General features: G+C 34.8%; 16 protein-coding genes. 8 read left to right on the top strand and 8 right to left on the bottom strand.

Annotated features, from left to right (window positions below; genetic code table 11):
- Positions 1-23 precede the first annotated feature (23 nt).
- On the bottom strand, positions 24-848 hold the full coding sequence (locus tag FC70_RS03420; RefSeq protein ID WP_057889611.1) for an NAD(P)H-hydrate dehydratase: 825 nt from the start codon (positions 846-848) through the stop codon (positions 24-26).
- A gap of 129 nt (positions 849-977) precedes the next feature.
- Between FC70_RS03420 and pepV the strand changes: the two genes are divergently transcribed.
- The 3 genes from pepV (at position 978) to FC70_RS03405 (ending at position 4,381) form a co-directional block, all read left to right on the top strand.
- Positions 978-2,378, top strand: coding sequence for a dipeptidase PepV (gene pepV / locus FC70_RS03415; protein WP_057889610.1), 1,401 nt, complete (start codon positions 978-980; stop codon positions 2,376-2,378).
- Between the two features lie 98 nt (positions 2,379-2,476).
- Positions 2,477-2,977, top strand: coding sequence for a universal stress protein (locus tag FC70_RS03410; protein WP_235804071.1), 501 nt, complete (start codon positions 2,477-2,479; stop codon positions 2,975-2,977).
- Positions 2,978-3,088: 111 nt separating this feature from the next.
- Positions 3,089-4,381, top strand: coding sequence for a glycoside hydrolase family 73 protein (locus FC70_RS03405; RefSeq protein ID WP_057889608.1), 1,293 nt, complete (start codon positions 3,089-3,091; stop codon positions 4,379-4,381).
- A gap of 16 nt (positions 4,382-4,397) precedes the next feature.
- Here FC70_RS03405 and FC70_RS03400 read toward each other — a convergent pair whose 3' ends face one another.
- A complete protein-coding gene (locus FC70_RS03400; RefSeq protein ID WP_057889607.1) occupies positions 4,398-5,030 on the bottom strand; it encodes a deoxynucleoside kinase in 633 nt (210 codons plus the stop codon).
- Positions 5,031-5,187: 157 nt separating this feature from the next.
- A complete protein-coding gene (gene mscL / locus FC70_RS03395; RefSeq protein WP_057889606.1) occupies positions 5,188-5,556 on the bottom strand; it encodes a large-conductance mechanosensitive channel protein MscL in 369 nt (122 codons plus the stop codon).
- Between the two features lie 97 nt (positions 5,557-5,653).
- Here mscL and FC70_RS03390 point away from each other — a divergent pair, with 97 nt between their 5' ends.
- Positions 5,654-6,253 (top strand): hypothetical protein, encoded by a 600-nt coding sequence (locus FC70_RS03390; protein ID WP_057889605.1) that lies wholly within the window; start codon positions 5,654-5,656, stop codon positions 6,251-6,253.
- Between the two features lie 51 nt (positions 6,254-6,304).
- Here FC70_RS03390 and FC70_RS03385 read toward each other — a convergent pair whose 3' ends face one another.
- Genes FC70_RS03385 through FC70_RS03370 form a run of 4 tightly spaced genes read right to left on the bottom strand, consistent with a single transcriptional unit; the run spans position 6,305 to position 8,362 of the window.
- A complete protein-coding gene (locus tag FC70_RS03385) occupies positions 6,305-7,162 on the bottom strand; it encodes a DUF4097 family beta strand repeat-containing protein (RefSeq protein WP_057889604.1) in 858 nt (285 codons plus the stop codon).
- Between the two features lie 2 nt (positions 7,163-7,164).
- The gene (locus FC70_RS03380) at positions 7,165-7,419 is read right to left on the bottom strand and encodes a hypothetical protein (protein ID WP_057889603.1); all 255 of its coding nucleotides are present in this window, start codon (positions 7,417-7,419) and stop codon (positions 7,165-7,167) included.
- Between the two features lie 2 nt (positions 7,420-7,421).
- Positions 7,422-8,051: a DUF1700 domain-containing protein gene (locus FC70_RS03375; RefSeq protein ID WP_057889602.1), complete on the bottom strand. Its 630-nt coding sequence runs from the start codon at positions 8,049-8,051 to the stop codon at positions 7,422-7,424.
- Positions 8,051-8,362, bottom strand: a complete 312-nt coding sequence (locus FC70_RS03370) for a PadR family transcriptional regulator (protein ID WP_057889601.1) — start codon at positions 8,360-8,362, stop codon at positions 8,051-8,053. The genes FC70_RS03375 and FC70_RS03370 overlap by 1 nt, the downstream gene beginning before the upstream one ends.
- Before the next feature lie 130 nt (positions 8,363-8,492).
- Here FC70_RS03370 and FC70_RS03365 point away from each other — a divergent pair, with 130 nt between their 5' ends.
- Together FC70_RS03365 and FC70_RS03360 are read left to right on the top strand one after the other, a co-directional pair.
- Entirely contained in the window at positions 8,493-8,708 is a 216-nt protein-coding gene (locus FC70_RS03365) for a hypothetical protein (RefSeq protein ID WP_057889600.1), read from the top strand.
- Positions 8,698-9,411, top strand: a complete 714-nt coding sequence (locus FC70_RS03360) for a CPBP family intramembrane glutamic endopeptidase (RefSeq protein WP_057889599.1) — start codon at positions 8,698-8,700, stop codon at positions 9,409-9,411. The genes FC70_RS03365 and FC70_RS03360 overlap by 11 nt, the downstream gene beginning before the upstream one ends.
- A gap of 60 nt (positions 9,412-9,471) precedes the next feature.
- On the opposite strand, the gene FC70_RS03355 is transcribed toward FC70_RS03360, so the two are convergent.
- Positions 9,472-9,930 carry a MarR family winged helix-turn-helix transcriptional regulator gene (locus tag FC70_RS03355; RefSeq protein WP_057889598.1) on the bottom strand — a complete coding sequence of 153 codons (459 nt, stop codon included), beginning with the start codon at positions 9,928-9,930 and terminating at the stop codon, positions 9,472-9,474.
- Positions 9,931-10,192: 262 nt separating this feature from the next.
- On the opposite strand from FC70_RS03355, the gene alsS reads away from it, so the two are divergent.
- Positions 10,193-11,872 (top strand): acetolactate synthase AlsS, encoded by a 1,680-nt coding sequence (alsS, locus tag FC70_RS03350; RefSeq protein ID WP_057889597.1) that lies wholly within the window; start codon positions 10,193-10,195, stop codon positions 11,870-11,872.
- Between the two features lie 21 nt (positions 11,873-11,893).
- Positions 11,894-12,607: an acetolactate decarboxylase gene (gene budA / locus FC70_RS03345; RefSeq protein WP_057889596.1), complete on the top strand. Its 714-nt coding sequence runs from the start codon at positions 11,894-11,896 to the stop codon at positions 12,605-12,607.
- The last annotated feature ends 4 nt before the right edge of the window (positions 12,608-12,611 follow it).

Below are 12,611 nucleotides of genomic sequence, written 5' to 3'. Positions count from 1 at the left end.
AAAATTTATCTGGACCGCTATTTTTAATTTGCATATCGTTTCATAAACATCGGGAGGGCATGACTAATTTGATGTGGTAACACCACATATTGTGATCGTGCCAGTTCATCAGCAATCGCACTGTGAGCGTATACGGCTGCTAAAACAGCATTTTCTTGATTATCAAATTGAGCCGTGAAGCCACCAATCATCCCCGCAAGAGTATCACCCATACCGCCAGTAGCTTGGGCAGGAGTTCCAATTGGAAGTTGATAGATATTTTTACCGGTGTAAATTTCGGTATGGTGTTTTTTTAACACAACCGTTGCATTTAATTGTTGTTGGACTAGTTGGTTTGCATCAGATGTCTGGTCACTAATTTTGATACCAGATAGCCGTTGCCATTCCATTTCATGCGGGGTAAAGATTAGGTTAGTATCTGGAATATCCAATGGGTTTGCTGCCAAAAGGCTGATTGCTGAGCCATCAATAATGACACTTTGTGATTGATTAATGTTAGCTAACACAGAGGCTAAGACTTCTTGACTATGAAAATCGTCACCTAACCCAGGTCCAATTACGACGGTGGTTGCATATGATACCAAGTGGCTTAATTTAACTTTATCATAGTAGTTAACGAACATGGCTTCTGGCAAGCTAGCATGTAAACTACTTAAATTGTTAGTATCAGTTCCAGTAGTGACTAAACCAGCCCCAGCATAAACAGCGGCTGTAGAGGCCATAATGATGGCACCACCATAGTTAGCATTACCACCAACTAAGACGACGCGACCAAAAGTTCCTTTATAACTATCATTTGGACGTACACGAATTGTTTTTGTCAGAATCTCTTCAGTTAAAGTCAACATTGTTATTCAGTCCTTATTAGTTTCCTTAATTATAGCATTTTTGAGTTAAATGCTAAATTTAATTAAAGAAATCGTAAAATATGTTACACTATAAATAAGTTTTTTAAGCAATTGGAGGATATTTTAGAGATGATCGATTGGCAAGCCAAAGCCCAAGAACAACAAGAAGAATATTTAAATGATCTCACCACAATGATGAGAATCGCAAGTGTACGCGATGATAGTAACGCGACAGAAGAATTTCCACTCGGTCCAGAGCCAGCAACGGCATTAAAAGTATTTCTAGAAATGGCGCAACAAGATGGATTTAAAGTTAAGAACATTGACAATATAGTCGGTTACGTACAATGGGGTGAAGGTGATGAAACCCTTGCTATTTTGGCGCATGTTGATGTAATGCCTGCCGGAAATGGTTGGGATACTGATCCATTTGAACCAGTAATTAAAAACGGTAATATCTATGGTCGTGGAGCATCTGATGATAAAGGGCCAGGAATGGCCGCATACTACGCCATGAAAACTTTAAAAGATATGAATGTAGTTCCTAATAAGAAGGTTCGCTTTATTGTCGGTACCGATGAAGAAAGCAATTGGACGGGGATGAAACGTTACTTTGAAGTTGAACCAGCCCCAACATTGGGCTTTTCTCCGGATGCTAGTTTCCCATTAATTAATGGTGAAAAGGGAAACTTCTCAATGAAAGTTGATTTTAATGGTTCTAATGAAGGACGAGTTAAGTTAATTTCATTTGATTCTGGTTTACGGACAAACATGGTTCCTCGAGAAGCTGAGGCTGTGATTGAAGGGGCTGAATTAACCCAATTAACTCAATCATTAGATGAATACCTTGCGCAAACACCAGTTACTGGTAAGATTACGCAAGTTAAAAATCAATATACCATCAGTTTTGTAGGTAAAGCAGCGCATGGAATGGAACCTAAAAATGGGGATAATGCGGGAACCTATTTAGCTAATTTCTTAAAACATCAAGATATCACAGGTGAAGCAGGCGATTTTCTTAAATTTATTGCCTTATACTTACATCTTGATTCGAGAATGGAAAAATTTGATTTGGCTTTTACCGATGATTTAATGGGTGATTTAACCATGAACGTGGGGTTAATGAACTTTAAAGCCACTAATGGTGGTCAAATTGATTTGAATTTCCGCTATCCTCAAGGGATTACGCCTAATGAAATTCAAGCAGGTATTTCAAAAATAACTGATAAGATAAATGCATTTGTATATCAATTAGAAGGTATGGAACCACATTTTGTACCTGCTGATGATCCATTGGTTGTTTCACTAATGGATGCTTATCAAGAAGTTACCGGCGATTATGATTCACAACCAGAAGTAGTCGGTGGTGGAACTTATGGCCGAATGATGGACCGCGGCGTGGCTTTTGGTGCACTATTTCCAACGACGCTTGATACGATGCATCAGGCTAATGAATTTCAACCAGTTAATGATTTAATTAAAGCAATGGCTATTTATATGGCTGCGATTAATAAGCTAATTACGGACTAAATGACCATATCATTACCATTAAGATTATAATTCTGATACAATTTAATTAGGAAATAATAATTGTTAGTATGTAGCCAAATCTTATGGAGGTGACGTTTATGAAAAAATATACAAATGTATTAGTTGGAATTGATGGATCTGAACAATCTGAGATGGCGTTTAATAAAGCCGTGACGATTACTACTCAAAATGATGCCACGTTATCATTATTAAGTGTCATTAATGGGGAAAGATTTCCGAATACCAGTACGGTTGGATATGGATTTATTGATAGAAGTGTCTATGATACTTCGGTTTCTGAAATGAAAAAGAAATTAGCAACATATAAACAAACTGCGATGGATGCTGGCGTTAAAGACGTTAATATTGACGTTAAAATTGGTAATGCTAAAGTTGAACTGGGTAGTGATTACCCACGAGATAATGATATTGATTTGATTGTTGTGGGAGCAACGGGACTTAACTTTATCGGACGGATGCTCGTTGGTTCGACGGCTGCTTATGTAATCAAGGAAGCACCTTGTGATGTAATCGTCGTAAAAACTGATGAAGATAATAAACCAGTTGATTTACAAAAGACAACTTATCCTGAAATATAATAATTAATAATTTGAAGGAATCATCGCAAGATGATTCCTTTTTTGTTTTAAAAATAAATCGTTAAATTATTTCGTACTTAATAAATGGCAGTATTTATTAGGGGTGAAGTAATGAAATATCGAAAAATATTATTAGTAATGGTGATTATTATTTCAATTATTAACATAACTAGTCAGTTAGTTTATGCGAGTTCTGAAACCAAAGATGAAGTCACTAGTGCAGTTTCTGAAGCTAGCCAAATTGAATCGAGTACCGCTTCATTCACTAATCAATTGATACATGAACAAGTGATTGATGATATTATGGATGGTCATTTAAGTAAACTAGATGATTTTAAAAGTAAACAAGATTATCAATTATATATGGACGGATATAATCAATTAAAGAATGAATATCAAAAAGGAATGAAGAATGGCCGGATAAATGGGTATAAAAATAAAATTAAAAATGTAAGTAAACAAAGTGAAATTTTTCAGGTAGGTTATCAAAAAGGATTTCAGTTAACTAATGAAATTTATCAATTAGAACATGATGAATCTAAAAGTATTAGCTCTTCAGAAAGCAGGCATACAAATCAGACTGAAAGTAGTCAGCCATTTAATGAAACTAAAGAGGATCAACCAACAGGGATAGTTAGTTTTTCAAATCAAAGTCGGGAAGAAGAGAATGTGGAACCGCTAAAAGAAATAAAAACTACGGAGGACTCTGTACCGGTAATTACATTGCCACCATTGCCGCTTGGACCAATGATCCCAAGTCACCAGGCATTTATTGAATTGATAGCGGTTGATGCAGTTAGTATTGCACAAAAAAATGACCTATATGCTTCAGTAATGATTGCACAAGCCGCTTTAGAAAGTTCTTGGGGGACGAGCGATTTGGCAAGACCCCACGTATATAATCTTTTTGGAGTAAAAGGTGGCTATAAAGGCAAGTCAATTCAAATGAAAACGCAAGAAGATGATGGTTTTGGTAATTTAAGTTATATTAATGATGATTTTAGGCAATATAACTCCTATTTTGAATCGTTAAATGATTATGCGGAAGTTATGAATCAACCATTGTTCTCGGCGGCTAAACGAGGATTATGTGGTGATTATCATGAAGTAACACGTAAGCTTACAGGAACTTATGCGACTGATACACAATATGATCGGAAATTAAATCAAATTATTGAAACATACCAATTAGACAAATATGATCGGCAAGCAGTTTGTTCAAAGGTAAAGCCAATTGCATTGCCCAGATTAAAATTACAGTATGCGCCAGTTAAAAATCGTCAGTCTAAAGTAATTAATCATAAATCAAAAACTGAACCAAGTACTATTTATGTAGTGATGATAATTATCATCATTATTGGTGTCATAATCATGGTATTAAAAAAGCCAACTGTCAGGAAATGACAATTGGCAATTATAATTAACGTAATGTAGTTAAAGCATTATCAATTTGTCCAAGAACGAGTTCTACGTTTTGGGGATCTTCAAGGTCATACTTTTGAAGATCAATTTTGATTTTAGGGCTGACATCATAGTCATCAAACCAAGCTTTGTAGGCAGTCCACATTTTAAGATAATAAGATTCAAGTTCAGGATTATTATCGAATTGTTCGTAATCACGTCCCCGTTTTTTAATACGATAGAGAATCGTTTCAAAATCAGTTTCAGCATAAACTAACAAATCGGGAGCTTTTTTAGGAAGACGTTGAAGGTCATCCATCATGTTATCTAAAAGGTTAAGATAAACACCAAGCTCAGTATCTGATATATTACCCTCAGCGTTGTTTTCTTTAGTAAATAATGCATCTTCATAGATGGAACGATCGAGCACGTTGTTGTCATCAGCAAGGGCATTTTTAATCATTGAAAAACGTTTGTTTAAAAAGAAAATCTGAAGTAAAAATCCGTATTGCTTAGGATCTTTGTAATAAAGTGGGAGAACGGGGTTCTCACCAACGGGTTCAAAAAATGCTTTTGTACCTAAATGTTCGGCAATTTGTCCGGTTAAGGTAGTTTTACCGACACCAATCATACCTGCTGTTATAATCACCATAATGGTCCTTCTTTACTTTAGAATAAAAAACTCAACGAATAAAAGCTTACTACATTTTCGTCGATAATAAAACATAGCTATGATTGATTTGTATATAGCAAAAAGCTATTCAAATAGGATAAACGTAATTATTACAATTAGGTATCAATGTGATGAGTTATTTAGCCTGCTTTTCTAATAAATCACGAATGTCTTTTAAATATTCTTCTTCTTTAGATGGAATAACCGCAGCATCTTGTTTTTTAACAATTTTATTGACTGCTTTGATAATAATGAAAATAACAAACGCAATAATGATAAAGTTGATGATGTCATTAACAAACATCCCAACTTTAAATTGAGCTGATCCAACAGTTAGTACAATTTTTGAAAAATCGACTTTACCTAAGAAAATCCCTAATAAAGGACTAATTAAGTTATTGGTAAAGGATTTAACGACGGCAGTAAAAGCAGAACCAATAATAACTCCAACGGCCAAGTCTAAAACGTTACCGCGTAAAATAAAATTTTTAAATTCAGAAAGCATATGAGTCCTCCGGTGGGATTGTATTTTAATGTATAATAAATATAACATATTAAAATGTAATGCCAAAAGCAGACGAGACAGGAAAGTGAATTAATTAATGAATAATGAATTAAAGCAGGAATTAATTTTAGCAAAGCAAAATAACGAATTAGTTGCTATATACAATTTCAAGTCTGATGACACTTTTACGGTTGGGTACATTGTTGCAATCGATAGCGTATTTGTCTTGGTATTAGGATTAGATACGGATAGTAAAATTAATGGACTAAACGCGGTTAGATTATCAAGTATTCATGATGTAAAACGAGATAATGATTATTTGATGAATGTCAGAATTCGAGAAGAAAATGCGCGTCAATATGGATATTATGATATTTGGGAGTTAGAAAAATATCTGTCTAATGCCAAGTACGGGTTGCAACCGATTCTTGTTCAATTATTGACTGAAGCATTTGCGGTAAAAGAACCAGTTGTAATTGGAACTAAGGAATTTAAAGATCAAGATGATTTTGATGGATTGGTGACCGAGTTAACGCCGATTAAATTAACGCTTCATTATTTAAATTTTGAAGACTTATCATCATTATGGGAGCGCCCAATCTTATTAGCTGACATTGATTATATTCGAGTTAAGGGGATGCAGGCACACAATAGTCAGTCGATTTTAAGAGAAGTTTTTAATGAACCGAATAGTTAAGCAAATTAAAACGAGATCAAAAACAAATTATGTTTTTGATCTCGTTTAGTTTTAGTTTGAAATTTCAATTGTGCCATTGTTAGTAGTAGCAATAATTTTGTTAGTGGCAGTTTCGTTTTGATTTAGTGAGGTCGTCTCATTTTTATCAAATAATTTGATTGAGCCATTAGTTGATGATAATTGATAGCCATCAGTAGTTGGATTATCAATTTCAATTGTACCATTATCATCATTTAGGGTAACAGTTTGTAAGAAATGAGTATCTTCGAATTCTAAAGAACCATTTTTATTTACAACACTACCACCAGTTAAGGAACCATTTTCAAACGATAAGGAACCATTATCATTTTTAATCGTGACGTTAGTAAGGTTTGAGTTTTCAAAATCTATACCAGTATTAGTACTATTGATGCGGCCACCGGCTTTAACGGTTAAATTGTTAGCTTCAAGTGATCCAGCATTATCTAAATCGATATTATTAGTCGTAATGTTATTAATTTCAAGCTCGTTATAACTTGATGTACCAGTAATATTTTCAAGGTTGGTACCATTAGGAACGGTAATAATGATTTTATTATCAGATGTATTAAAGCCAAAACTACTTGAGCTGTTGTCTGATGAAGTTACGGTTAAGGTATCATTCTTAACTGAAATTTTTGGCCGGTTTTCTTTAGATCCTTTGACTTCAACTGAGTAATTAGTACCCGATTTAATTTCAACTTCATAGCCACTAGAATCTAGTTGAATATTTTTAAAGTCAGAGACAGTTTTAGTAGTATGAACAGTTTTGTTAATTTTTAGTCCGTTGTTCCAAATTAAACTAGTTGAAGCTCCATTAGATAGACCAACGAAGGCGATAATTGAACCGATAATTGTGATTATTACACCAATTATAATAGTCTTTTTCATAATTATTTGGCCTCCTGTGGGGTTTTATGTTCATGCACGAATAGTTTGTAAATGAGGATGTTGAATAATGATAATAAGGTAACGATACTATCAAATATTAAGCAGGTAATCGTTAAACCACCAACTTCTAAAATTAGTAAAATGGTACCAGCAATAGTTAAGACTAAAGCATGGCCCAATGTCATAATCCCAAACATAAGTCCGGACAATCCCAAAACAACGCTGGAGATGGCTAATAATTTAATAAACTTTTTCATGATTATTTAGCCTCCTTCGTGGTATTTTTTGAAGTAACGAAGCGATTATAAAGAAATTTTGAGAAGTTAGCAGTCATTTGAATCAGAACTTTGACGACTAGGTAACTAATTGGTAAGGCGATTAGAGATAAACCAAAGATTGTTAAACCACTACCAATGAATAATCCTGCGGTGGCAACTGATTGGGACCAAATTGATAATCCGGCCACAACGGCTGCAATTCCAGCTGCGAAGAAAGAAATGATAATAATGAAAACTGAAGCAACAACTGCAAAAATTACAACTAATAATCCGCTGATTACACCGATAATTGCAATTGCGAGTGGTAAGGCAATTGGGGCTGCGAAGATGGCTAAAATAACTAGCCAAATCATGCGAATATTCTTTTTAGGTTTTGGTTCGTAGTGTGGAGTACCAGCAGTTTCATCATTAGTAGCTTTGATTGAATAGTCGGCTAAAATTTTACGAGATAATTGCTTAGGATTTCCAAGTTGAGCCATAATATCTTCATCCGTGGTTAAGTTAGCATCAAGAATGTACTCGTTATAAAAGTCGATTACGTCAGCTTGTTCATCAGCCGTTAAGTTCGATAAGTAACCTGTTAACTCCTCAATATATTTAGTGTTTTCCATTATTTTTCTCCCCCTAAAACATTATCCAATGTTTGCTTATATTCATGCCAATCACTTTTAATTTCAATTAAACGATCTAATCCAGTATCAGTTATTTTGTAGTAGCGACGATTACGTCCTTGGTAGGCTTCATCATATGTTTCCAACCAATTATCTTTTTTCAAACGTCTGAGGACTGGGTACATAGTTGATTCAGAGACTGGTGAAAATTCTTGGACTCGCTGAGTTAAAGTATATCCATAGTAATCTTCTTTACTCAATAGGGCTAGTACACAACCATCTAGTAGTTCTGTAGTTATCGAAATACTCATGATTATTCCTCCTGTCATATTATATTCAATATAGTATTGATTTCTTTTATAATATAACAAGTGAATATATTAATGTCAACAGTTAAGATAATTCGTGTTATAATTTCAAATATAATTTAAGGAGTAATTAATGAAAAAAGAAATTATCTATCCAATTATTTTAATTCCAGCAGTGATGTTTATTATTATTGGCGTCTTAACTTATTTAAACGTTTTTTCAGGAATTTGGTTGATTGTGGTGTGGATTATTGGTTTTTTAATTGCATCAGTTGTGATTACATATATTGTGGCACAAGAAAAACTACGAGCTTTGAATGAGGAGGACAAGAAACGAAATGATGAATAATAGTCAATATCTTAGTAGTCATCCGCAACGTCCAAGTCTGTTTACGCGGATCATGATCATCTTAGCCATGTTTGTAGTTATCCAATTACCACCAGAGGTGTTAGCACTTATTAAATATATTAAGAATAATGTGTGGTTAACTAGTGTATCAGTCGTTGGTTACTTTGCTTTGTTTGGCGTAATTATTTTTGGTACGTGGCGTTTATATAGAAGATATCGTGAAATTCCAGTTCGTCCGGGCATTTTTATTGCTGATATTGGGATTGTAATTACCGGTTATTTAGCTATTTTTGGTGGTCAAATTGTCTTTGGAATTTTAAACCAGTTGTTTTTTAATCAAAGTCAAACCGCTAATAACCAAGTCATTGAATCAATGATGAAAGACAATTCAGTTATTTTAATTGCATTGAGTATTTCAGCTATCTTTTTAACGCCGTTTGCGGAAGAATTAATCTTTCGGGGGCTAATTACTAATCTGTTCTTTAAAGTAAATACATTTTGGCCAAAAGTGATTTTATCTGGTTTTATTTTTTCCTTAGGCCATGTTAGTACCAATATTGTTAGTTTCTTAGTCTACTTTTATATGGGAGCGGTGCTGGCCTTTATCTATGTTAAGACAGGAAGAATTAGAATTTCAATTATGTTGCATATGGTTAATAACGCCGTTGCGATTGCCGAAATGTTGATCTTATTACAAAAATAAACACAAAAAGTTATCAAGCAAAATATCAGCTGCTTGATAACTTTTTTTGTGGAGATTTATTTAAAAGGTTGTGAGGATTTGTTCTAAGCGGTGAGAAATATCGTTAACTTCTTGAACCCGTTCACGATATTCTTGATCTGTCATGTTTAAATGATTTAATTTAGTTTGAATTAAATTAACGATGTCACATTTTTGCTCGATAGCATAAGTGCTTAAGCTAATTAAGACGTGGCGATTGTCATTGGGGTCTTTACTACGGACAACCCAACCGTGATTTTCAAGCCGTTTGAGCAGTGGAGTTAAAGTACCACCATCAAGGCGAGCCACTTGTCCCAGTTGTCTAACAGTCATGGCGTCATTGTTGTCCCATAAGCTTGATAAGACCAAGTATTGTGGGTAGGTTAAATTAAATTGTTCGAGTACTTCTGAATAAAAATGGTTGAATTGCTTATTTGCATTATATAGAGCAAAACACATTTGTTTATCCATGTTAATGAGGTCTTGTTGGCCAAATTTCATAATTGTTAACTCCTTAGTATCTTTCATCGTCTATTTTACATGATAAAAAAATTTGAAACAAATATTTAAGTTTGTGAATTTTATAATGTGAAATAAATAATTATATTGTGCTTTTTAAAATGCGTATCAGCAGTGAATTACTAGCAGATCAAGCCAATGACAAAATGATAATTTCACAAGCGTAATAATTAATTTTGTTTATTAAAAATTAATGGTATTCTTTGAATATTAATATTAAATTTGTGATTGGGAGCGTGTAGAGATGGTAGAAGCAAAACGATATGGTGCTGATGCAATTGTTGAGAGTTTGATTAATCATGGGGTTAAATATGTTTTCGGGATTCCGGGTGCGAAGATTGATCGCTTATTTGAATTGTTAGAACATCCAACTGACCCACGAACACCAAAATTAGTTGTATCGAGACATGAACAAAACGCGGGATTTATTGCCGCGGGAATGGGAAGAATTACTGGAAAACCAGGAGTAGTAATTTCAACTTCTGGACCGGGTGCGACTAACTTAGCTACACCTGCTGTGACAGCGACTGCTGAAGGTGATCCATTGATTGCCATCGCTGGTCAAGTGCCACGTCAAGATTTGTTCCGTTCAACTCATCAAAGTATGGCCAATAAAGAGTTATTTGAACCAATCACTAAATACAGTGCTGAAATTGCGGATACGGATAATATTTCAGAAGTCTTTGCGAATGCTTTTAGAATTGCTTCAGAAGGTAAACAAGGAACTAGTTTTATTAGTATTCCACAAGACATTGATGATGGTGAGGTAACAACCCCAAGCTTGAAGCCAATGAATGAACCAAAACTTGGATCAGCTGATGCACAAACGATTTCTGATTTAGCCGATAAGATTAAACACGCTAAGTTACCTGTATTGTTAGCTGGAATGCGTGCTTCTTCACCGGAGGCCACCGCAGCCATTCAAAAGTTAGTTAAAGCTGCTAAATTACCAGTTGTTGAAACTTTCCAAGCCGCGGGAATTATTTCACGAGATTTAGAAAATGATTACTTCTTTGGCCGAGTTGGCTTATTTAGAAATCAACCAGGGGATAAATTATTAAAGCATTCTGATTTAGTAATTACGGTTGGTTATGATGCAATTGAATATGAACCACGTAACTGGAATGCGGAACAAGAAGCTAATATTACCGTGATTGATTCAACGTCTCCACAGTTAGATAAACACTTCCAACCTGAAACTGAATTAATTGGGGATATTGCCGCAACTATTTCAAGCTTAGCGGATAAAGTTGAAAATTATCAACCAGATGATGCTTCACGTCAATATTTAACTGAATTACATCATGAAATTGCGGCCGATGTTGAACAACCAGTACCAGCTGGAAAAGATAATTTGAATCACCCGTTAGCAGTTATCAAAGAATTACAGGCACGAGTAACTGATGAAATGACCGTTTCAGTTGATATTGGTAGTCATTATATTTGGATGGCTCGTCACTTTAGAAGCTATCAACCACGTCATCTATTGTTTAGTAACGGAATGCAGACACTTGGCGTTGGGCTACCTTGGTCAATTGCAGCCGCATTAGAACGACCAAATGCGAAGTCAATTTCAGTTTCTGGGGATGCAGGATTTACGTTCTCATCACAAGAATTAGAAGTGGCCGTTCGTTTGAAACTAAATACCGTTCATTTAATTTGGAATGATGGTTATTATGATATGGTTCGTTTTCAAGAAATTATGAAATATGGTCAAGACGCTGGGGTTAAAGTTGGGCCAATTGATTATGTTAAGTATGCAGAAAGCTTCGGTGCTAAAGGTTTACGAGTTGAAACGCCGGACCAATTAGGGGCGGTTTTAAACGAAGCTTTTGCCACAGAAGGTCCAGTTGTGATCGATATTCCAATCGACTACTCACATAATGCAGACTTAGGAAAGACAATGTTAGTTGATCAATTTTAAACATCAAGGGAGATAATAGGCATGAAAGATACAACAACGGTTTATCAACATGGAACGTTAGCGATGCTGGTAGTCGGACTTTTTGAAGGCACTTTACCAGTTAGTGAATTAGTTAAACATGGAGATATGGGTATCGGAACTGCAAATGATTTCGATGGCGAAGTTGTAATTGTTGATGGAACAGTTTATCAAGTTGTTGAATCTGGTCAAGTTAATGTATTAGGACCATCGGATACAGTACCGTTTGCTTCAGTTAATTACTATGAACCACAAGTAAAAGAAGCGGTGCAAAATATTAATAGCACGCAAGTACAAACTAAGATTGAAGAAGACCATCAATTAGGTAATTATTTTGCAGCTATTACGATGCGTGGAACCTTTAAGCATATGCATACGCGGGTAGTTCCGAAGCAATCAAAACCATATCCAATGTTATCAGAAGCAATTAAAGTGCAACCTGAATTTACGCGGGATAATGTTTCCGGAACAATTGTTGGTTACTATGCACCATATTTATTCCAAGGGGCCACGGTCGGTGGATTTCATTTACACTTTATCAATGATGATCATGATTTTGGTGGGCACATTCTAGATTTTGAAATTGACCAAGCTCAATTAGAAGTTCAAGAACTTGAAAATTTATTGCAACATCTACCAGTTACAGATAAAAACTTTCGTTCAGCTAATTTAAATTTAGCCAATATGAATGAAGAAATTGAATCAGCAGAACATTAATTAA

Origin of the sequence: Paucilactobacillus oligofermentans DSM 15707 = LMG 22743 (assembly GCF_001434315.1) — a bacterium.
Classification (GTDB): domain Bacteria; phylum Bacillota; class Bacilli; order Lactobacillales; family Lactobacillaceae; genus Paucilactobacillus; species Paucilactobacillus oligofermentans.
Note: the sequence above shows the minus strand (reverse complement) of the source record. Positions and strands in the feature narration are given on the sequence as shown.